Source organism: Paenibacillus sp. WC2504 (assembly GCF_052682475.1).
The window spans coordinates 655,678-675,899 of the sequence record NZ_JBQZFH010000001.1 but is presented as its reverse complement, the minus strand read 5'-3'; the positions used below and the strand labels follow the sequence as shown (position 1 = coordinate 675,899).

15 protein-coding genes are annotated in these 20,222 nt (G+C 48.5%); 5 read left to right on the top strand and 10 right to left on the bottom strand.

Annotated features, from left to right (window positions below):
• Positions 1–5 precede the first annotated feature (5 nt).
• Positions 6–854 carry a hypothetical protein gene (locus ACUN27_RS03150; RefSeq protein WP_445558364.1) on the bottom strand — a complete coding sequence of 283 codons (849 nt, stop codon included), beginning with the start codon at positions 852–854 and terminating at the stop codon, positions 6–8.
• Between the two features lie 99 nt (positions 855–953).
• Positions 954–2,177 carry a multidrug effflux MFS transporter gene (locus tag ACUN27_RS03145; RefSeq protein WP_326061982.1) on the bottom strand — a complete coding sequence of 408 codons (1,224 nt, stop codon included), beginning with the start codon at positions 2,175–2,177 and terminating at the stop codon, positions 954–956.
• Positions 2,178–2,387: 210 nt separating this feature from the next.
• Here ACUN27_RS03145 and ACUN27_RS03140 point away from each other — a divergent pair, with 210 nt between their 5' ends.
• Together ACUN27_RS03140 and ACUN27_RS03135 are read left to right on the top strand one after the other, a co-directional pair.
• A complete protein-coding gene (locus tag ACUN27_RS03140; RefSeq protein ID WP_326061983.1) occupies positions 2,388–2,891 on the top strand; it encodes a hypothetical protein in 504 nt (167 codons plus the stop codon).
• Between the two features lie 29 nt (positions 2,892–2,920).
• Positions 2,921–3,067 carry a hypothetical protein gene (locus ACUN27_RS03135; RefSeq protein WP_326061984.1) on the top strand — a complete coding sequence of 49 codons (147 nt, stop codon included), beginning with the start codon at positions 2,921–2,923 and terminating at the stop codon, positions 3,065–3,067.
• A 256-nt stretch (positions 3,068–3,323) separates the two neighbouring features.
• Here ACUN27_RS03135 and ACUN27_RS03130 read toward each other — a convergent pair whose 3' ends face one another.
• The 8 genes from ACUN27_RS03130 to ACUN27_RS03095 form a co-directional block, all read right to left on the bottom strand.
• Positions 3,324–6,896, bottom strand: a complete 3,573-nt coding sequence (locus ACUN27_RS03130) for an OmpL47-type beta-barrel domain-containing protein (protein WP_445558363.1) — start codon at positions 6,894–6,896, stop codon at positions 3,324–3,326.
• A gap of 457 nt (positions 6,897–7,353) precedes the next feature.
• On the bottom strand, positions 7,354–8,988 hold the full coding sequence (locus tag ACUN27_RS03125; protein WP_326061986.1) for a helix-turn-helix domain-containing protein: 1,635 nt from the start codon (positions 8,986–8,988) through the stop codon (positions 7,354–7,356).
• Between the two features lie 2 nt (positions 8,989–8,990).
• Positions 8,991–10,778, bottom strand: coding sequence for a cache domain-containing sensor histidine kinase (locus tag ACUN27_RS03120; protein WP_315952913.1), 1,788 nt, complete (start codon positions 10,776–10,778; stop codon positions 8,991–8,993).
• Positions 10,779–10,881: 103 nt separating this feature from the next.
• A complete protein-coding gene (locus ACUN27_RS03115; RefSeq protein ID WP_315952912.1) occupies positions 10,882–12,222 on the bottom strand; it encodes an ABC transporter substrate-binding protein in 1,341 nt (446 codons plus the stop codon).
• Between the two features lie 123 nt (positions 12,223–12,345).
• Positions 12,346–13,173, bottom strand: a complete 828-nt coding sequence (locus ACUN27_RS03110) for a carbohydrate ABC transporter permease (RefSeq protein WP_315952911.1) — start codon at positions 13,171–13,173, stop codon at positions 12,346–12,348.
• Positions 13,174–13,192: 19 nt separating this feature from the next.
• Positions 13,193–14,137: a carbohydrate ABC transporter permease gene (locus ACUN27_RS03105; RefSeq protein ID WP_315952910.1), complete on the bottom strand. Its 945-nt coding sequence runs from the start codon at positions 14,135–14,137 to the stop codon at positions 13,193–13,195.
• 177 nt (positions 14,138–14,314) lie between these two features.
• Positions 14,315–15,760 carry a DEAD/DEAH box helicase gene (locus ACUN27_RS03100; protein WP_315952909.1) on the bottom strand — a complete coding sequence of 482 codons (1,446 nt, stop codon included), beginning with the start codon at positions 15,758–15,760 and terminating at the stop codon, positions 14,315–14,317.
• Between the two features lie 166 nt (positions 15,761–15,926).
• Entirely contained in the window at positions 15,927–17,078 is a 1,152-nt protein-coding gene (locus ACUN27_RS03095; protein ID WP_315952908.1) for a serine hydrolase domain-containing protein, read from the bottom strand.
• A 200-nt stretch (positions 17,079–17,278) separates the two neighbouring features.
• Between ACUN27_RS03095 and ACUN27_RS03090 the strand changes: the two genes are divergently transcribed.
• The 3 genes from ACUN27_RS03090 (at position 17,279) to ACUN27_RS03080 (ending at position 19,805) form a co-directional block, all read left to right on the top strand.
• On the top strand, positions 17,279–17,869 hold the full coding sequence (locus ACUN27_RS03090) for an AAA family ATPase (RefSeq protein WP_326061987.1): 591 nt from the start codon (positions 17,279–17,281) through the stop codon (positions 17,867–17,869).
• A 110-nt stretch (positions 17,870–17,979) separates the two neighbouring features.
• Positions 17,980–19,002 carry a LacI family DNA-binding transcriptional regulator gene (locus tag ACUN27_RS03085; RefSeq protein WP_326061988.1) on the top strand — a complete coding sequence of 341 codons (1,023 nt, stop codon included), beginning with the start codon at positions 17,980–17,982 and terminating at the stop codon, positions 19,000–19,002.
• 134 nt (positions 19,003–19,136) lie between these two features.
• Positions 19,137–19,805 (top strand): hypothetical protein, encoded by a 669-nt coding sequence (locus ACUN27_RS03080; RefSeq protein WP_315952905.1) that lies wholly within the window; start codon positions 19,137–19,139, stop codon positions 19,803–19,805.
• The last annotated feature ends 417 nt before the right edge of the window (positions 19,806–20,222 follow it).

Here is a 20,222-nt window from a genome sequence, read left to right as displayed (position 1 = left end):
TGCATTTATTGTGGTGTTGCTGGTGGCTCTGGTGTTGCTGATGGTTCTGGTGCTGCCGGATGACCTGGTTTTCCTTTGAATTTAAAGCCTTCATGACCAGAACCCGGTTTCTTCGGGGGTACTCCGCCTTTGCGTTCAACGAAGCTTTTGAGCTCATCTGTTAAATTATCTTTCAGCTTCGCGATCAGTTGATCCTCTGTGATGCCTTTATCTTGGGCGATTTCAGCCAGAGACTTCCCTGCTATGCGCTGCGCAGCAAGCTCGTCTTCCGTGATCCCCAGGATCGTTGCGATTTCTGCGGAATTTCCGAACATCCCACCTGGCATCATGCCTCCACGCGGTTGTACGCCTTTGAAATCCATGATATGCGGTTTGGACTCCACCATTTTTTTTAAGCGATCCGCCAGACCCGATTTCATTTTATCGGCCTGCTCTTGCTTCAATTTTCCGGCTGTGACTGCATCATCAATCTTCTTAGTCTCAGCTTCCGTCAATTTGGCCAGAAGTGCTTCTTCCGTCAGATTCGCTTTCTCTTGAGCGATTTGTACCAGTGTTTTCCCTTGTTTGATCTCATCCTTCAACACAGTCTGATCAATCCCAAGAATGGCAGCAAAATCGATGGCGCCTCCTTTGCCAAATTCAAAACCGCCTTTTGCTGAGCCGTGACCTTGGTTATTTGAACCTCCGCGAAAATCTTTATGATGGTTATCCTTGAATTTGTCCTTCTGAGGTGCAGGCGTTACCGTACTCGTCTCATCTGCGAATACCTGGTTATGCTGAAGCGCGAGGCCACCGCCAATGAGTAGTCCTGCTGCGAGCGTACTGACCAGCACTTTCTTGTGAATAAGCTTCATCCTGTAACTCCACCTTTTTCATGAATTGGTCTAATTTGCTTCAGTATACAGGACAATTGTGAAAAAAATTTGAAGTCACATCTCATTCCGTCAAAAAGTTTACGCTGTCTTTCCGCCCCTTGTCATTCCTATGAAACAAAGAATTGCCCCTATCTCCATGCAAGCAATGATGATTCCTAGCGGTACTGCAGTCTGGCTGCCGCCAAGACCAACAAGCGGAGCAATCAGCCCCCCGATGATAAAAGAAAGCAGTCCCAGCAGCGCCGCTGCACTCCCCGCCGTTTTCCCTTGACTTTGCAGAGCAAGTGAGGAAGTGGCTACGGAGACAGGCCCTACGCTGGAAACGATGAAGAAAAAGGCGACAAGGATGGCCGGAAGCCCCGTCCCGATGAGAACGGCGACGAGAAGCAGCAGGCCGCCAAAAGCAGCCATGGCCAGCCCACCTGCCAGCAAGCGGTGATCGCTTACTTTGCCTGCGAGCTTGCCCGTCACTTGACCGGCAAGGATGACGCCAAGCCCGTTCACGGCGAAGCAAACGCTGAATATTTGCGGAGAAACGCCGTAAATCTCCTGCAGCACGAACGGCGAGCCGGAAATATAGGCGAACATGCCGGCAAAGACGAGCCCTTGTGTCAGCGCATAGCCCATGAACATGCGGTTTGTGAGGAGTCCTCGGAACGTTCGCAGCGTGTTGGCGAGGCCGCCCTTGGAACGGCGATCCGGCGGATGCGTTTCCTTCAGCCCCCATGTTGCAGCTAGCAGCATCAGCACGCCAATCGCACCTAGAACGAGGAACACGCCGCGCCATGAAGTGAACTGCAGAATCTGCCCGCCTGCAATCGGCGCAAGGATGGGCGCAGCCCCATTCACCAGCATCAGCAGCGCAATAAACTTCGTCAGCTCCACGCCTTCGTACATGTCGCGCACGATTGCGCGGGAAATGACGATCCCGGCGGCGCCCGCCAAGCCTTGCACGAATCGCAAGCCTAGGAACACGCCGATGGACGGCGCAAACATGCACAGAATCGAAGAGATCGCATAGAGGATCAATCCGATCAGCAGCGGCGTGCGTCTACCGCGCACATCGCTGACAGATCCTGCGATGAGCTGGCCGATAGACAGACCCAGCATGCAGGCGGTGAGGCTCATTTGCGCGAGTGAGGTGCTGGTATGGAGATCGCCGGCCAGATTCGGCAGTGCCGGCAGGTACATATCCAGCGAGAGCGGCCCGAAGGACGCTAGGGATCCGAGCACGAGCACGATCCATAATCGGCTGTAGCGGCCTGTGGACATGCCAGCTTGGGAAGCCAGTTGGTTGGACATTTTGATCACAACTTTCATTTAGTAGTTCAATTAAGCTAATAGTAGTTCAATTAAGCTAACATTGCGTCTTAATTTTGTCTAGTGTGAAAAGCAATAGCCAGAGCACTGCCCTTCCGCTATAATAAGAGCTAATGCGACGAAGAACGTCCCTATTCATCTTTATGGTGAATCAGGGGCGTTTTTTTATGATTACGAACAGGAGACCCCAATATGAATTCTTTCCTTTTTCATGAAAAACATCAGTCATTTCTTGCCTCCCACGCCGCTCGAAGGTCAGGAGAACGCAAGGGGAGACTCGAGCGCGGGCATCTGCATGCGGAAACTTTGTTCATGCAAAACGTGTGGTTCCCGATGCACGGACATTTCGATCATTTGCACCCGGAGTTTGAAGTGCTAGATTGGAGAGGACGCTCTTACTTTGGCGACTTCGTTTATTTACCCGGCGAGCTCAAATTCATGTGGGAAATCAAAGGCTACGGCCCCCATGTGCAAGATATGGATCGCAAGCGCTACTGCGAAGAACTGAACCGCGAAACCTTTCTCCACGCACTTGGCTTCCGTGTCATCTCGTTCGCTTACGATGACGTGGCTCATCGGCCCGAGTTATGCATGACCTTACTTCGCATGCTGCTCAGCCGTTACCAGTCGGCCCCTCTCCTGTTCATCGAGCCCATCTGGCTGAAAAAGAAGTCCTCCGCCTACTCCATCAGTTAGCACGACCTCTTCGCCCCAAAGATGTTGAATTGCATTTCGAGATCAATCATCGAACGGCCATCAGACTGCTCCAATCGCTATGCCAAAAAGGTTGGCTGCAGCCGATCAGCCGTACCCCCAATGGCAAAATCGTTCAATATGCCCTTGTTCGCGGGATTTTGGATTATCTGGACTAGCTGATGATGCTAAAATCATGTAAAACGCACATGTAATTCGGCGAGTTCTAGATTTTTTAGAAGAAAACGTGTAATAAATGCAGCTAATTTCGCGATTCTTCCACCTCTTTAGCCAAAACGGGCAAATTTAATGTACTTTTTACATGATCGCTTCTCAAAACTGTAAAAATCCAATATTTTGCTGTACTTTTTGCAGTAAAAGAACAAAAGAGCCCCCAACACCCTGAGGTGTTAAAGGCTCTATCTGGGTAACTCCTTACTTCGTCACGTTCACAATTAGCTTATCGCTGGAAGTAACGCCACCCGCGTTAACCAATTCGCAACGATATTCGTACACGCCGACAGCGCGACCCGCGATCGTGCTCACCGCGCTTTGGGCGCTAGGCGAAACTGCGTTTAACGCCTTCGTTTCGATTAATACACCATTTTCGTACAAACGGTACTCCGTGGCATTCGTTCCCCACCACATGTTCATCGATACCTTGTAATTGCCGTCTCCATCCCAGTTATCTTGGGAAAGGACCGGCTTGCCGGGTGCTGCATCCGTAATCTTCACAACCAACGGAGCGCTTGATGTTGTTCCAAAAGAATTAATAAGTTCACTTGTATACGTATAAGTGCCATTAGCTTTGCCTTTTACTTCTACTTTAGCCGTTTGAGCGGCCGGAGATGCATCTGTCAGCGATTGCGTCTGAATGAGCACGCCATTTTCGTACAATTTGAACACGGAGCCGTTATTGCCCCACCACATGTTCATTGTCACCGTGTAGTTACCGTCTTTCAAGCCGGTTGCTTGGCCGCTATTGTCCGACAACACAGGCTTCCCTGGCGCACCTAAGGACAATGGCTTCACAACCGTGATAGTTACAGCGCCTGTATGCACCGTTGTTCCATTTAACGTAACAGCGGCTGTTACCTGTGCCGTACCTTCTGCCACCGCGCTAACTTTACCTTGCGCATCGATAGTCGCTACAGCTCCATTGCTTGTGCTATATACAATCGCAGCACCACTAAGATCAGCAGCCGCACCGTTGCTTAACACACCCGCTACTTGCGTAGCTGTTGTTTCGCCCGGTTTGAGCGAAGTCACATTCGCCGAAAGCGTCGCTTGGCTAAGCGTTACTTTCGCGCTCACATTAAACGGTACAGTCGCTTGTGTTACATTACCCGCTGCATCGACAACGCGGTAACCTACTGTGTGCGTACCTTGCGTTAAACTGCCTACTGCAATGGATTGACCGCTGCTGATTGCAGCGCCATCCAATGTCAAAGCCTGCTCAACTACACCTGAAAGTGTATCTGTACCAGCTAACACAAATGTTAACGTATCAGCAGTCGTTACGTCCCCAACCGCATGACCTGACTGCGTTAATACGGCCGTCGGAGCCGTTTTATCCAGCTTCACCTGCAAGGATTTTACAGCTTCCTCATTCCCAGCCGCATCTGTCGAGGAGTAAGCAATTGTATTCGTACCTTCTGTTTGAATCACGACTGGCGCCTCATAAGGAACCGCAGCACTGCCATTCAAGCTGATCTTCGTTGTCAAAGCACCAGCCGTATCATCTACCGCCGACAAAGATACGGTCACATCTTCTTTATACCAGCCTTCACTATTCGCTGAGCCTGACAAAGATGCAGAAGTAACAGGCGCTGTTGTATCCGCTGCAACCGTGAAGTCGCCTAAACCTCTTGGTTTCAATTGGAATACGCCTTTAAAAATGGCCGCAACACCCTTGATGTTCACCGTTTGTCCCGATTGGTAAGGGAATGAACTCAGGGTCAAGCCAGTTCTTACATCAACACGAATGTGATTGCTCACGGAACCTTTTACAGCATCAAATTCAAAAGAACCTACCGGCGTAGCGCTGATGATATTGCTCACGGTAACATCACTAAGCTCGAGCAATTGTCCTTGATTGTCATTGGTTACTGTTGCTGCAGCTATTGGCGTCGGTAATGCCGCTACACCTGTTTTTTCGATAGCAACTGGATCCGCTAACTCCAGCTCAGTATTGAATAGAGCCGTAGATGCTGTAACCTTCACTTTATCTCCCTGATGAAAGCCGCTCAGACTCTGGAACACGTAGATTCCGCCTGTTTCATCCTGCAGGTAGAATGCCTGACCGCCAAAAGCGCCCGGCTCCGTCGTTACAACACCCTCCACCGTTACCAATGTGCCGGCTGCTTTGCTCCGAGCATCGGAGATATTAATCTTCGCCGGGATCGGGTTTTCCTCTTCGGGCAAAGACTCCGCAGGTACGTTGCCCAGGGTAACGCTCTCGGTTTTCAGGTTCGTAGAAGCTTGACGCAGACGTAAATTCGCCGCAGCCGTCGTACCCGGCTTCACGCGAACCATCAAATCCTTCGTCGCATGACCGTTGATATCCGAGGTCACGCTGAACTGTGTACTATATCCATATGCGGTAGGCCATGTGCCGTCGGCATTTTGAACCATTGCAATTTGCGTACCGCCGCTAACCAAATAAATCCCAACGTTGAACCCCGTAACCGTTGTAGACGGTGGCAGGTTGTCTACGACAACTCGCAGAGGGAAATCCACGGCATTCGGCAGCGTTGCTTGATGCACGAAGCTGTAAGCTGCGCTTGCTGTCGCAGCAGGACCACCATAGGAGCCCGCTTTGAACGTGCTGCGGTCATACCATTTGTAGCCGGCGTTCGGCGCCGCCCAAGGCTCCGGCTGCGGCTCTGTAGAATTAGCCGGCGTCTCAAAAGGCAGCAGCGCCGTCGGCTGATCCAACTGCAAGCCGCTTACTTCCGAGAAGCTTGTGTAGCTTTCTTTTTTCGCCAGCCAATTCACCATATTCACAAGCAGGACGCCGTCGTCCACTTCTTTGAATCCGTCATACGTCGTCTTCTTCGCGCCTGTATCTTCACGCAAATACTTCGGCGTCGCATCCTCCACCGGTGAAGAATCGCCGATGAATCCGGCTTTGCCTGCACCTGACTTGGCTATTGCGACAAAAGGTCCCTCCGCCACGCCACCACCGTTATAAACACCTTGATCGACTGCGCTTGCCCAAGCCTCATTCGTTTGCGGCAAGTACGCGATTCCTTTGGCCCTAGTCGGGTCGATAATCGCCAGCGTTGAACCCGCATGCATCGCTACGCTCGATACACCTGTGGTGATACCGAACGACTGCTGTGGCGACACGATTTGGTTCGCATTTATATCACCTAAAGCGTTGTAACGGAAACGCAAGCCGAATTGCGTAGCTAACCAGTCTGAGCTAGCTACATCCTGCATAGCTGATGAGGCGCTTTCTTCAGCGCTCATGCCGCTGGCTGGATTCGTCCACGCGCCACGACGATAGCCGTTGAATACTTCCGAACCGTCCCAACGGTTCTTGTTGCGGTCCGCATTGTAGTGATCGCCGATGAAGAAGATACTTCCGCCGCCCTGCACATACTGCGCCAGAGCCGCCTGCTCACTCGTTTTATAAGGTACATTAGACTCTGCTACGACAAAAACGTCATAACCGCTCAAATCGCTAAGTGTGATGGGTGTTGTTTTACGCAATTCTTTGACGTAGTAGCCATTATTCGCTAACGCGTTTCCAAAATCTGAAAAAGCGCCGTCGATGACCCAGTCCGCCGCACCAGCCGTTTGTTCATGCGTGTTGTCGAACAGGACTTTCTTTCCTGCATTTTCGTTGACTACTTTCGCTTCAATGAATGGTGCCGGATCACTTGGCCCTTCCGCCATTACTGCCTGCCAGCTGCTTGTAGCCAGCACTTGTAGAGGTAGCGCTACTGTTAAAGCCAGCGCCGCTTTTACCGCTTTTGCTTTCCATCCCGCTCTCTTACCCATTACAAATTCCTCCCTTATCATCTATGTGACAAGCCTTGTACCGTCCCTAATTTTACCATGGTTCAAAAAGGGATAGTGCATTTTTTTTGTAAAGTTAAGGAAATTTGTGTAAGATGACAAATACTTTAACGTTCTCTATGCTTGTTTGTTTTCTGCCAAATGGTAGTCTTGCCAGCACTGGATCGTTCTCCCGCCTGCTTAATTGGGAACTATAGGCCGCTATTTCACCGAAAAAACACCTTCCCCACCTGCTGGGGGAACTACGGTCCTTTATTTTGGCGATTTCAACCAAAAAACGTGCCATGGAGGCCGGATAAGACCCCACAGTTCCCCTCGGAAAGGAAACATCTCGTTTTCCTCTAAATAGCGGACTCCAGTTCCCTCAAAAAAGCCTTAGCGGAATTTTCATTCCGCTAAGGCTTTGAATTTTGTTACTGCCAGGCGTGGTGAAGCTAGCTTACGGCGTAGGCTGAGCTCCCTTGGTCTGCCCACGGAATGCATTCGGCACAGTCCCCGTATGCGCCTTGAACAGCTTCCCGAAATAGTTTTTGTTCTCGTAGCCGAGCATGTCGGCGATTTGTTCCACGGTTTTATCCGTGATTTCCAAAAGCTCTTTCGCTTTCTCCATCTTCATCCGCGTCACATACTCCACGAAGTTCTCCCCGGTTTCCTTCTTGAAAAGTCGGCTCAAATAACTCGGATGAAGGTGCAGATGCGCCGCCGCGTCCTCGAGCGATATTTTCATATGCAAATGATTATAGACGAACCGCTGACACTCGATAATCTCGCGGTTGTGCGACTCACGGTACACCTGCCCTGCCCATTGAATCGCCTGCTGCAGATAATCCTTCAGCCACAATTCCAGCTCACGTACAGACGACAGTTCATGCACATCATGATGCAAGAGCTCGGATGAAAACGTCGACTGGTAATGCTGCAGCGATTTAAGCCGCATACGCACATCAAGAATCATCTTGAGAAGCCATTCTTTCACTTCCATGGGACGAAACCTATGGTACTGGATGAAATCGATCCACTTCGAGACATACATATCGATCAAATCGGATCGCTCATCGAACACTACGCTTCGAAACTCATCCAGCGTCTGGGCATACTCGGCCAGCAGCAATCCCCCGTCACCGAAGCCTTCCCGAATATGCTCCAGTTTCATGACGGAGCTTTCCGGCAAGTAGAACCGCGAGCTCCGCCCTTCTACCATCCGCTTCAGCTGCTCCTTCAACGAGCGCACATCCTTGGCTGGACTTCCCGTAATGAAAGAGAACGCTACTTTCGCGTATTGCTGCAAACAGCTCTGCAAATGCCGCAGCGTCTGCTCGACCTTCTGGCCGTTATTGACATGCATGCTGCCATATTGCGGGAACAGCAATACAATTTCGCCCGTATCATACGTGAACAACGTGATTTCTTTCTGATCGACGAGCAGCTCTTCTATGATGTTTTGAATGGTATAGTCGAATAAATCCCTGGATTGGAAGCGCTGATTCGCCTCCTTCGCCCGGTTGGCATACCCGAAAACCGGCAGCACCCCGTGCTGCCCAAGACGCAGGCCGAAACCTTCCGCTTGCTGGCTCCACTCCTCCGAATCAAACAACGGCTCATTGACCGTACTTCGGATAAAATGACGCTTGGACGAGCTGCGGTGCAGCGCGGCCTCCTTCTCGAGCTTGCGGCTTTTGGACAGCACGTGATCCTCGGCATCCAGCTGCTCCTTCAGTCTGCCAAGCACCTCCGAAATATTGCTTATATTCATCGTTTCTTTCAGGATATATTCGCTCACCGAAAGCTTCATCGCTTTTTGCGCATAGTGAAAATCATCATGGCAGGAGAGAATGACCGCCTTCACATGAGGATCTACCTCACGGAGAGAGCGGATTAAATCCAGTCCATTCATTTCCGGCATGCCGATATCGCTGATCAGTACATCGGTTTTGGCCCGCCGTCCCGCTTCCAGGGCGTCCAGAGGATTTTCAAAGGCTCCTGTCAATCGAAACCCCAATTCCTCCCATTTGATCGCTGAACTCAAAAATTCAAGCACAGGTAAATCATCATCGACAATCATGACTGTATACATGCTTAGCCCTCCTTTCCTGCCTGCTGCGGAAAGCGCAGAACAATCTGCGTTCCCTGATCTGGCCCGCTTGCGATTTCATAATCGAAACGATGACCGTAGATGATGCGAAGGCGCTCTAATACATTTTGTAAACCGATACCGGATAAGGACGGGCTTCGCGAAGCATGGTGATGCTTCGTCGGCCGTGTCACAAGATGTGTGCGAAGCTCTTCCAAACGTTCCGTTGTCATGCCGACGCCCGAATCTCTGACTTCGAGCTGAAGCCGTCCATCCTCACAGATTCTGGAGGCAATCGTGATTTCTCCAGGTTTGCTTTTTAGCCCGTGAATGTAGGCATTCTCGATGAGTGGTTGCAGCAGAAACCGAGGGATCTCAATGAGCAGCGTATCGGAAGCCGCCGAAATACGAAGGTTCACCCGATCTCCGTGCCTGGAATTCAACAGACGAACGTAATGTTCGATGATCTCAATTTCTTCATGCAACGGAATATACTCGTTATTTCGATTAATGGTCATCCGCAGGAGCGACGATAGGGAGGAAATCAATTCCGCGTTCTCGGAATCCCCTTTCATCATGATTTTCAAACGGATGGAGTTCAGCACATTAAACAGAAAATGCGGATTAATTTGCGCCTGCAGCATCGCCAGCTCCGCCATGCGCTTAAGTTCCTGCTCGCGGCGGTTTTCCTCGAGCATCAGCTCAATACGGTCAATCATGCGGTCGAACACATACCCCAGCCGGCCCACTTCATCCACACCGGTAATGTTGGAGCGTTCGCCGAGTTGACCAGATTCAATCCGGACAACCGTTTGGACAAGCCGCGCAATCGGTTTTGTGAGCGTGCGCACCATATATAGTAAAGTAACGGCAAATAAGACCAGAAAAAATAGTTGAATAAGAAAATCTGTTTTTCGAAATGACTCAATCTTCTGTGCCGCTGTTTTATAGGGACTCATATTCACAAGCTGCCACTCCGGCGTTACATGACTGCTGAGCAGAATATAATCTTCTCCCGCCACCTTCACAAAAGAAGAGCCATCCTCCTTGGGCAGCTGATCATAATAAGGGAATTTCGTACCGATCGTCGTGGAATCTTTATCGACCAGAATGCGTCCTTGTTCATCAATGATTACCATAGATTCATTATTTTGATATTGATTGAAAAGGTCCTGCAGCAAGCGAAGCTCCAGACCAACAATCACGTACCCATAGGTGATATCGTTCTTGCGGAGCGGTTTGGCTGCCGACAGCAAATAAGGCTGATTCGTGGATTCACTGTAATTGGGCTCAGCCCCGATCCACAATACATTGTAGCCGGAAACTTGTTCAACGGCGCTAAACCAGCTTTTTTTCATAAAATCCGTCGGATTAAAAGCAAAAGTCGTATAGGAGGCAACGTACTCCTTATTGGGCAGCAACACCGTCACGCTCAGATTACCGAAGGAATCAATCACCGTTGACATTCTTTTCGCTATCGTCTGCTTGTATTGCAGCACATCCCCCTTATCCGTTGTCTCATTCGCTCTGCCTAATTCCCGGATAGACGGCTGCAATTCCTCATCAAATTGGATGAAATTCATCACATAAATCATATTTTTGATCTGGGCATTCACAATTTGACTCACAATCCGCATCGATTCGCGCGAAGAGTCTGTCACCTGCGTTCTTACAGCATCTCTTGTAAACAGGCTGGAGACATTCATGGAAACAACCGATGGCAGAACGAGACAAATCAGAATCGTCAGCACCAATTTATTGCGTAAAGATAACCTGCGAAGCCAACCTGGCACTGCGTTCTCCTGCCTTTCGAATGCACCTTTGGAAATGGGAAAAAGAGGAGCCTAAGGCCTCCTCTTTTCATTATAGTAATAATCTTGCGCGATTCGTTACTTCTTACTTCGCGTTGCTCTTACGGATATCTTCAATTTTTGTTTTTGCTGTTTGGATGGTTTTCTCCAAATCTTGTTTGCCTGTCAAGAACAACTCAACTTGCGTTAGGTATTCTTTTTCTTGTTGCAGCGCGTAAGTTGGAGGAACAACCAGTTTGGTAGCTTTGTTAACTTTCAACGTAGCAAGCAAGGATTGTTTATCGATCATAGCGACTTGTTCTGGTTTACCGCTTTTCAGAATCGCGTCAACGTTTTTCTCAACATCGGCTTTTTTCCATGCGGAGAAGAAGAGACCTTGTGTTTGAATACCTTCTGTTGTGTACCATTTCACGAAATCATAAGCCGCTTGTTTGTTTTTGGAGTTCGCAGCAACACCCATGAAGTCAGCGCCTACTTCTGTCAAACCGTTTGGATCTTTAGCGTCAAACTTTGGATATGGAGCAAAAACCGTTTTGAATTTCGCATTCAGGGAAAGCTCGCCAACCATCCAGTTACCAGTTGCCAGCATAGCTGTTTTACCGCCGTAGAACACATCACGGTAAGCCATTTTTTGCGATACAACTTCGAAGTATGGTACGGACGTTTTATCTACGTTCTCCATTTTATTTCTGAGGTCAAGGGAGTAGCGAACTTTCGGGTTGTCGATGTTTTGCGTACCATCGGATTTCACCAAGTACGGGTTCTCCATGTCATTGTTCAAACCAAGCAGCGCGTAATCTTTCCAGTTATGGAAGTAGGAACCGTAAGCTTTTGAAGCACCTTCACCTTTGGTCAGCTTCTTAGCGTATTCCGCATATTGATCCCATGTCCATTCTGTTGGAACAGGAAGCTTAGCTTCATCCAATTTGTCCTTGTTCAAGAGGACGAACCATTCAATCATTTTACCTGGCAGTGCATAATATTTACCATTTACAATCGGATCAAGCTTGTACTCATCTTTTACAACAATGTTATCTTTTTTCAAATAATCATCAAGCGGCTCCAAGATTCCTGCGCCTACACGTTGAGCGAAATCGGATGCGCTGGAATACATCACAACGTCCATTTGCTCGCCTGAAGCAGCTAGAAGGTCAAGTTTTTTCATCCCTTCTTGGGAATCGCCTTTCTCGGACATGCTTTCATAGACAACTTTTACGTTCGGGTGTGTCTTATTGTAAGCATCAACCGTTGCATTCCAGTTCCCTTGCGCTTCTGTGTACCAACCTTGCACTTTAATCGTAACAGGAGCTTTCGTTCCACCCGCAGCACCGCTATCTGCAGCAGGTTTTTCTGCTTTATTACCGCAGCCTGCAAGTGCAGCACTGATAGCAAGCACACCGCTTAATACTAGTAAACTCTTTTTCATAGGAACCCCTCCAAGTGAGCTTTGTTTTGTGTGACAACCTTTACATGACCGATCGTAACAAACTTCAGTGGAGCGCACGAGGCACTATTTTAACCTCATGCACTCTTATTTTGACTTTTTGGATTAACCCTTCACGCCGCCCATCGAAATTCCTTCGATAACCTGCTTTTGTCCAATGATGAAGATGATCAGCAGTGGAACGATGGCCGATACCGATGCAGCCATGATTAGCGAGTAGAACTCACCGTTCAAGTCTGCGAAAGACCGGATACCTAACGGAAGCGTGAACAGGTCTTTTGTTCTTAGGAAAATCAACGGATTCTGATAGTCGTTCCAAGTCCAGATGAAACGCAGAATCGCATACGTAGCAATAGCCGGGCGCACAAGCGGTGTACAAATCGACCAGAAAATTCTGAGGTGTCCCGCACCGTCAATCCGGGCTGACTCCATATACTCATCGTGAATACCGAGATAGAACTGACGAAGCATGAAGGTTCCGAGAACAGAGAATGAACCTAATAGAATCAAACCAAAGTGACTGTCGAACAACCCGATCCAACGGAAAAGCAAGAATTGCGGAACGAGAATGGCTTGGCTCGGGATCATATAGATCGCTAAAATGAGCACGAAGAGCGCGTTGCGACCGCGAAATTTGATCTTCGAGAAGGCATAGGCAGCCATAGAAGAAAGTAAGACGGATAACGCTGTTGTTAATACTGAAACCTTAATGGAGTTCCAATAGTACAACGAAAATTTTGTTTCCCAAACCGTTTTATAATTTTCAATGACATTCCAATGCTGAGGGATCCACTGAATCGGATAAGCGAACACATCGGCTTCCGGCTTCATGGAAGCGGAGATCATCCAAAGGAACGGCGACATAAATAGTATGCCAACGACAAGCATTAGTAATGTAAGAACTATTTTTTTCAACTTTTGATTCTTGTCCATCGTGGTATTCCTCCTTCTCTTAGTAGTTCACCCATCTACGTTGTCCTAGCCATTGTACAAGTGTAATCAGAAGCACAAGCAACAGAAGTACAATTGCCATAGCGGAGGCATAACCGGATTGCAGGTTAACAAAGGCTGTTTCGTATAGACGATAAACCACTACGGTCGTGGAGTTTGCAGGTCCGCCGCCTGTGAGGACGGAAATAACGTCAAACGCTTTAAAGGTACCGATAATCCCCGTTACTAGAAGGAAGAAAGTTGTTGGCGATAAAAGAGGCACAGTGATGCTCATCAGCTGTCTAAACTTGGAAGCCCCGTCAATATCCGCTGCTTCATATAGATCTTTAGGAATAGACTGCAAACCAGCCATGAAAATAATCATGTTATATCCGATACTGATCCAAATCATAAGCCCCATTACACAATACAAGGCAACATCCGGGTCAGCAAGCCATTTCGGCGGATTCGCAAAGCCTAGATCCATCAAGATTTGATTGATTGGACCATACGTCGGGTGAAATAACACCTGAAAAACGATAGCAACAGCAACAACGCTAGAAATATACGGGATAAAATAAATAACTTTGAAGAAATCTTTCAAATAGATTTTTTTATCGATAACAACCGCTAGAAGAAGAGAAATGATGAGTGTTAAGGGAACGACAATCATCAAAATCATGTTGTTCTTCAGGGATAGTAAGAAAACGGAATCGTGCACAAGCTTGATAAAGTTATCTAAGCCGAGAAATTTCACTTTCGAAAAACCGGCAACAAAGTTCCAATCCGTGAAGCTGAGGAAGAAGGATGCAATAATTGGAAATAAAGTAAAGACAAATAGTCCGAGTACCATTGGTGCAACGAAGGCATATCCGATCAGGTCCTCACGTATTTGCGCAGTCGAACTTCTCCGTTTCACTTTCGCATTGGAAAGGGTGCTCGAATGTGTATGTGTATTGTTGGCCATATGATTATTCACCCCATGTGTTGTGTTTCCTATAGTCTACCTTGCGGAGGACAGGTCGGGTAAGTCAAATAATTTACTCGTTTGAGTAAAATTTTAACCTTCAATAAACACTATTGCCCCTCTGATGACGAAAAAAATCCGCTAAGCCGTGATGATGGCCTACCGGATATTCTCCCCTTACTTATTTGCTTCATGCACTTTCAGGAGTTTCCCCTTGATCGTTGTGTTCTTCATGACCTTTAGCACCATCGGGCCTTTGCCATTCAAAATATCCACATACGAAACGTTGTCTTGAATCGTAATGATGCCAATATCTTCTGCACTCACGCCTTCAATTTTGGCTAACGTCCCGACGAAGTCCACCGCTCTAATCTTTTTCTTTTTCCCGCCGTTAAAATAGAGCTTCATGATCCCTTTGTTCAATTGATCGCTTCTATCTCGCTTGATAACCGGCGTCGCTTGCATTTTCCGCTCAAAGGCCGGCAATCCCTGGGCAACTTCTTCCTCTGTGGGAGCATCTCTGCGCGGGATCTCGAATCCAAGGTAATCTTCGATCTCGGGGATAAATTTCATCTCGTTCGGAGTCACGAATGTGATGGCTTTGCCCGTTTTGCCTGCTCGTCCGGTTCTTCCGATCCGATGGACATAACTTTCCTTCTCTAGCGGCAGGTCATAGTTAATGACGTGAGTAATATCCTCCACATCAATCCCCCGCGCCGCAACATCCGTTGCCACCAGGAAACGGAACTCGCCTCTTTTGAATGCGTTCATAACCAAGAAGCGGTCATCCTGCACCATGCCTCCATGAATTTTGTCACACGGATATTCAAGAAGATCCAACTCTCGGAAGACATCATCCACATGTTCTTGCGTCCTGCAGAAAATGATGCAATTCTCAGGATTTTCCGTCACGAAGACATCCTTAAGCACATTAAATTTCTCTGTTTCTTTCATCGTAATCAGCGCGTGTTCAATCTGAACCTTCGCCGCTTCCGGAGTTTGAATTTCAATATCTATCGGGCTCTGCATATATTGATGACATAATTGTTCCACGTCTTGAGGGAGTGTCGCTGAGAACAGCATCGTCATTCGGTCCGTCGGAACCTCATCGATGATCGCTCCCACCTGCTCAATGAAGCCCATCCGCAGCATCTCATCCGCTTCATCGATGACGAGCATCTTGACCTTCTCCAAATCCAGTGTGCCCTTCTGAATATGATCCAGCACACGTCCCGGTGTACCTACAACGACATGGCACTTCTGGTGAAGCTCCAGCTTCTGTTTGGCAAAGGGCTGTTTGCCGTATAGTGCTACCGCTTTAATCCGTTTGAACCGCCCAATGTTCGTAATATCCTGCTTCACCTGGTCCGCGAGTTCTCGCGTCGGTGTTAGAATTAGCGCCTGCGGCCGATTCTCCTCCCATTCTACGAGCTCACAAATCGGGATCCCGAAAGCCGCCGTCTTCCCGCTTCCCGTACGCGACTTCACCGTGAGATCCTTCTCCTGAAGCGCGATGGGAATCACTTCGTGCTGTACGTCCGTCGGCTGCTCATAACCTAAGCTCTGCAACGCCCGGACGATATCCTCACTTAATTGATAATCCGTAAAACTTCTTAATGCCACTAAATAACTCCCTTTCCGTTCACTTTCCTCCAACTATCTCATAAACGTGCCAAAAAAACCATCAAGAGCGGCAGCGGATGCCAAAACGGATGGTTTTTTAACCCAACCTCAACCCTCGGACAAAGAAAAAGAAGCCGCCGCGGCAGCTTCTTCCTTATTCCCTGTTCTATTCAGTTACTTCTTTAAAAGCTTGCACAGCTTGCTCCAGCTTGGCAAAGTTCTCCTGATTATCCGGAAGAGCCTTATCAGAACGAATGGCTTGCAGCACATGAGTCAGCAGATTTTCGGGCATATTCGGATCAGGGGAGTTAGCGGTTAATGCCACGATCAGCTGCAGCTCAGGGACAACAAAAATGCGTCTTCCACTTGAACCTGAGGCATAGAACATGTCGTATTGTTTTTTACTTCCTTTGACGATTCCTTTGGGCAGCGTCTTGGACCACCATAGCAGTCCGTAGCCTCCCTGCGTACCATTGCTGTAATTCAGCGTTACTCGCTTTTGCAGGGAATCGCGAATCCAGTTTGGTGGGATAATCGTTTGATCTTCCCATTGGCCTTGTTTCAAATACAGGTAGCCAAACTTAGCCATATCTCTCAGCGTTAAAGCCATTGCCCATGCGCCAATGGAGCGATCTTTTCCATCAGAATTCCAGCTCACGTTTGTAATGCCAAGAGGATCGAATAAACGTGACTGGGCATAATCGAACAACGATTGCCCCGTTGCTTTGTGCATTATAGCCGACAACAAATGCGCGTCACCATTGCTATAATTAAACAGGGTACCTGGCTCTGCATATCCAGGACGATCCAGAATGTACTGTACCCAATCGGATGAATACATCATCTCGGTTGAGGAGATTTCATTCGTATTATCCCAATTCAGGCCGGATGTCATGCTCAGCAAATGTCTAATTGTCATTTTGGACTTCAAAGGGTCATTGGCAAGTTCAGGGAAAAAATCGCGAACCTTTTGATCCAAACTGATCAGCTTCCGTTCAGCTAAAGCAATACCAACTAGTGCTGATGTTACACTTTTGGTGACGGACTTCACATCTTGAGGTATATCATCTTGCGTACAACTATTATAAGCTTCTGCAACTAAATGGCCGTTTCGAACGACTGCGATGCTGCATACCTGTTGACTGCTGAACATTTCAACTGTCTTAGCTAGCGTACCTGAGAACATCCCTTGCGCTTCCGGCGTGCTCGTTCTCCAGCCTGTCGTTGGCCAATACGCGGTAGATTCTTTGTCATTCGATTGGAATGGCGATATGGTATTGTTACCCGAATGTAACGTCTTTTCTTGGGTTCCGGACATCTCTATCTATCCTTCCAGTATGGTATTAACCCTCTCTCTTTCTATATAGGTTACTACTCAATTATGAAGCAAATATGACGTAAACCTTAATAAAACCTTAATAAAACCTGAAAATTGGATGAAAAAGTAAAGGAATATCCCTGTTATGTTACAATAATCGTAACTATTTCGCTGTCACAGGTTTCATATTGGAGGTTAACATGCGTAAACTCATCTTTTTCATAGGTCCTGCTGGAGCAGGCAAAACAACGCTAGCCAAAGCATATGCCAGTAAGCGCGGGGGCGCCTTTCTAGACATGGACACTTTGCTTCGGCCCGCTGCGGTAGCGCTGATGTCACTAGCTGGGAAAGATCCCGAGGATCGGGACTCCCCTTTTTATAAACAGCACTGCCGAGATCTCGGATACCGCATCACCATGAACGCCGCGCTGGAGAATTTGACCTTAGGCTTGGACGCCATCGTCATCGGACCATTTACCCGCGAAATCAACGATCCGTTGTGGCTGGACCATGAACTTTCCACAATCAACGCAAGCACCGAGAATGTTGCAGTTAAAGCTGTTTACGTCTACCTTCCATCTGAGGAAGCCTATCACTCACGCATTAGCGGGAGAGGCTCGGCTTTAGACGTTTGGAAATTGGATAACTGGGAACAATTCAGCCCCTCCCTAAGTCGTAGTGAGATCCGATGGCCGGTTGATCCAGCCTCCATTCTCTATCTCGACAATTCTGGACCATTTACTTCTGAGAAGTTGGAAATGCTCGAAAAGTTTATTGACAAAGTGAATTGACGACGAATTTTTGTAAAGTTACAAAATAAGTTATAAACCTTTACAACTACACCTCTAAAGCTTTACAATTTATAAATCATTCACTTTTTCTTAAAGGAGTATTGAGCTAAATGAACGCCAAAACCTCCATGCAAGACATTGCCAATCTGCTCGGCATTTCCAAAAACGCTGTCTCCTTAGCCCTTAATCACAAGCCCGGCGTTAGCGAAGAGCTGCGTTCCCGTGTATTTGAAGCCGCCCAGCAGCTTAAGTACCGGACGGAATCCAAGGCGAGGAAGAAGCAGAATCACCTGCTCGTCTTATTCCCTGAATCTGTCCAGAACGATAAAAATTTCTACTACGAAGTGTTCTGGTCCATTGAAAAAAGAGCCAAGGAAAACGGCTATACCGCTATCATTAGCGGGGTAACGAATGATATGGAGCGACTGTTGATTCTCCCCGATCTCTATCATGAGTTTGCGTTTTCCGGCATCCTCCTCATTGGCGTCTTCACCCCTGCGTATGTCAGCAAACTCAAGGAATTGGAGACTCCGCTGGTCAGCGTGGATCATTGCTACGACGGACTGCAGCTGGATTCCGTTGTGACAGCGAATGCGGAAGGCGCCTGCAGCATCGTCAGCCATCTGATCCGAAAAGGCCACCGGCAAATCGGTTTCATTGGGGCGGGCAGCATGTCCAAAAGCTTCCGTGAGCGCTGGTTCGGATTCACAAATGCCATGTCCGATGCGGGACTAGCGATCGATAGGAGCTTCTGTCTCATTGGACCTAATAAGGCCGCTTCTCCTGATGATGAATTAGCTTCGTTCCTGGAGGCAATGAGCGGCCAATCCCCTTGGCCAACCGCATGGTTTTGCGCCAACGACCGGCTTGCCATTTCGCTGATTCAGCATCTGACCGCCAGAGGCTTTCACGTGCCGGACGCGATGTCTGTCGTCGGCTTTGACGATATTGAAGCCGCGCAGATGGTCCGGCCCCGCCTCACGACCATTCATGTGCAGCGGGAGCAGCTTGCCTTTGAGGCCGTTGATTTGCTGCTCCGCAGAATCGAAAAAGGCGGCGTGCCATCCAAAATTTCCATTTACGGCGAATTGATTGAACGGGAGTCTTGTGTCAAAGTCGAAGTAGGAGTTTGAAAATAGGCTGACTGAAGTTGGAGTACCTCATCTTCGCTGAAGATGCTATAGTATGAAATGACGAAGAACGTCCTTGAGCCGCCAGGCTCCGGGGCGTTTTTTTTATTTTAAGGAGGTAGGAGGAGGCTGTTATTATGTCGGAATTTGAACAAGCGCATCAGAGATTCTTGGATGACCATCTTACACATCGGATCGGCGAGCGAAAAGGACGTCTACTTAGAGGACACAAATACGCGGAGAAGCTACTGCTCCAAAACGTATGGTGGCCCTTATTCGGCAACTTTGACGACCTGCATCCGGAATACGAAATTTACGATTGGAACCGTAAGTCACAGTTCCTCGACTTTGCTTTTCTCCCGCCGCACGGCCGCTTCGGGGTTGAGTGCGACGGTTTTCAAAGTCACATTAAGGACATGGACCGTGAGGGATTCAGCTATTCGCTTAATCGGGATACTTTCTTGACCGGGATGGGGTGGAAAATGATCCATTTTTCTTTAGATGATGTCCAGCACCGCCCGGAAGTTTGTCGAATGCTGCTCCAGCTGGTGGTGGGTCCTCATCTGCTTCGTAGTGCCCCGCCCCCTTCTCTTTCTCCGGATGAAAAAGAGGTGATTCAGCTGGCTATTCGACTAGGTAGACCCATCCGACCTAAGGATCTCATTGCGCAGTGCGGGCTCAATTTCCGCACTGCGCGCAAGCAGCTCCATAGCCTAGCTGCCAAGGACATACTCCGCCCAATCGGACGTGGAACTGTCGTTCGGCAGTATGAGCTGCAGCCGGAAGCTTGGCAACATTTGCTTTAGGGGACTGCAATCATTTATGGCAGTACCTGCTGCCGCGGTTAGCTACGTTGCACTTAGTACAACCAATTCCGGCAGTACCCGCTGCCGCGGTTAGCTACGTTGCACTTTGTGCAACCATTTCCGGCAGTACCCGTTGCTGCGGCTAGCTACGTTGCACTTTGTGCAACTATTTCCGGCAGTACACGCTGCCGCGGCTAGCTATGTTGCACTTTGTGCAACCATTTCCGGCAGTACCCGCTGCCGCGGCCAGCTACGTTGCACTTTGTGCAACCATTTTCGCCAAAATGCTGCTTTTCAGCGCATTTCCAACTTCTTCATTGCACTTTGTACAATGAAAGTCAGCTCTTTCCGCAATATGCTCGCTCTATACTGCACATTGTGCAATATAGAGCTGCATTACGTAGTTCGGCAGTTGAG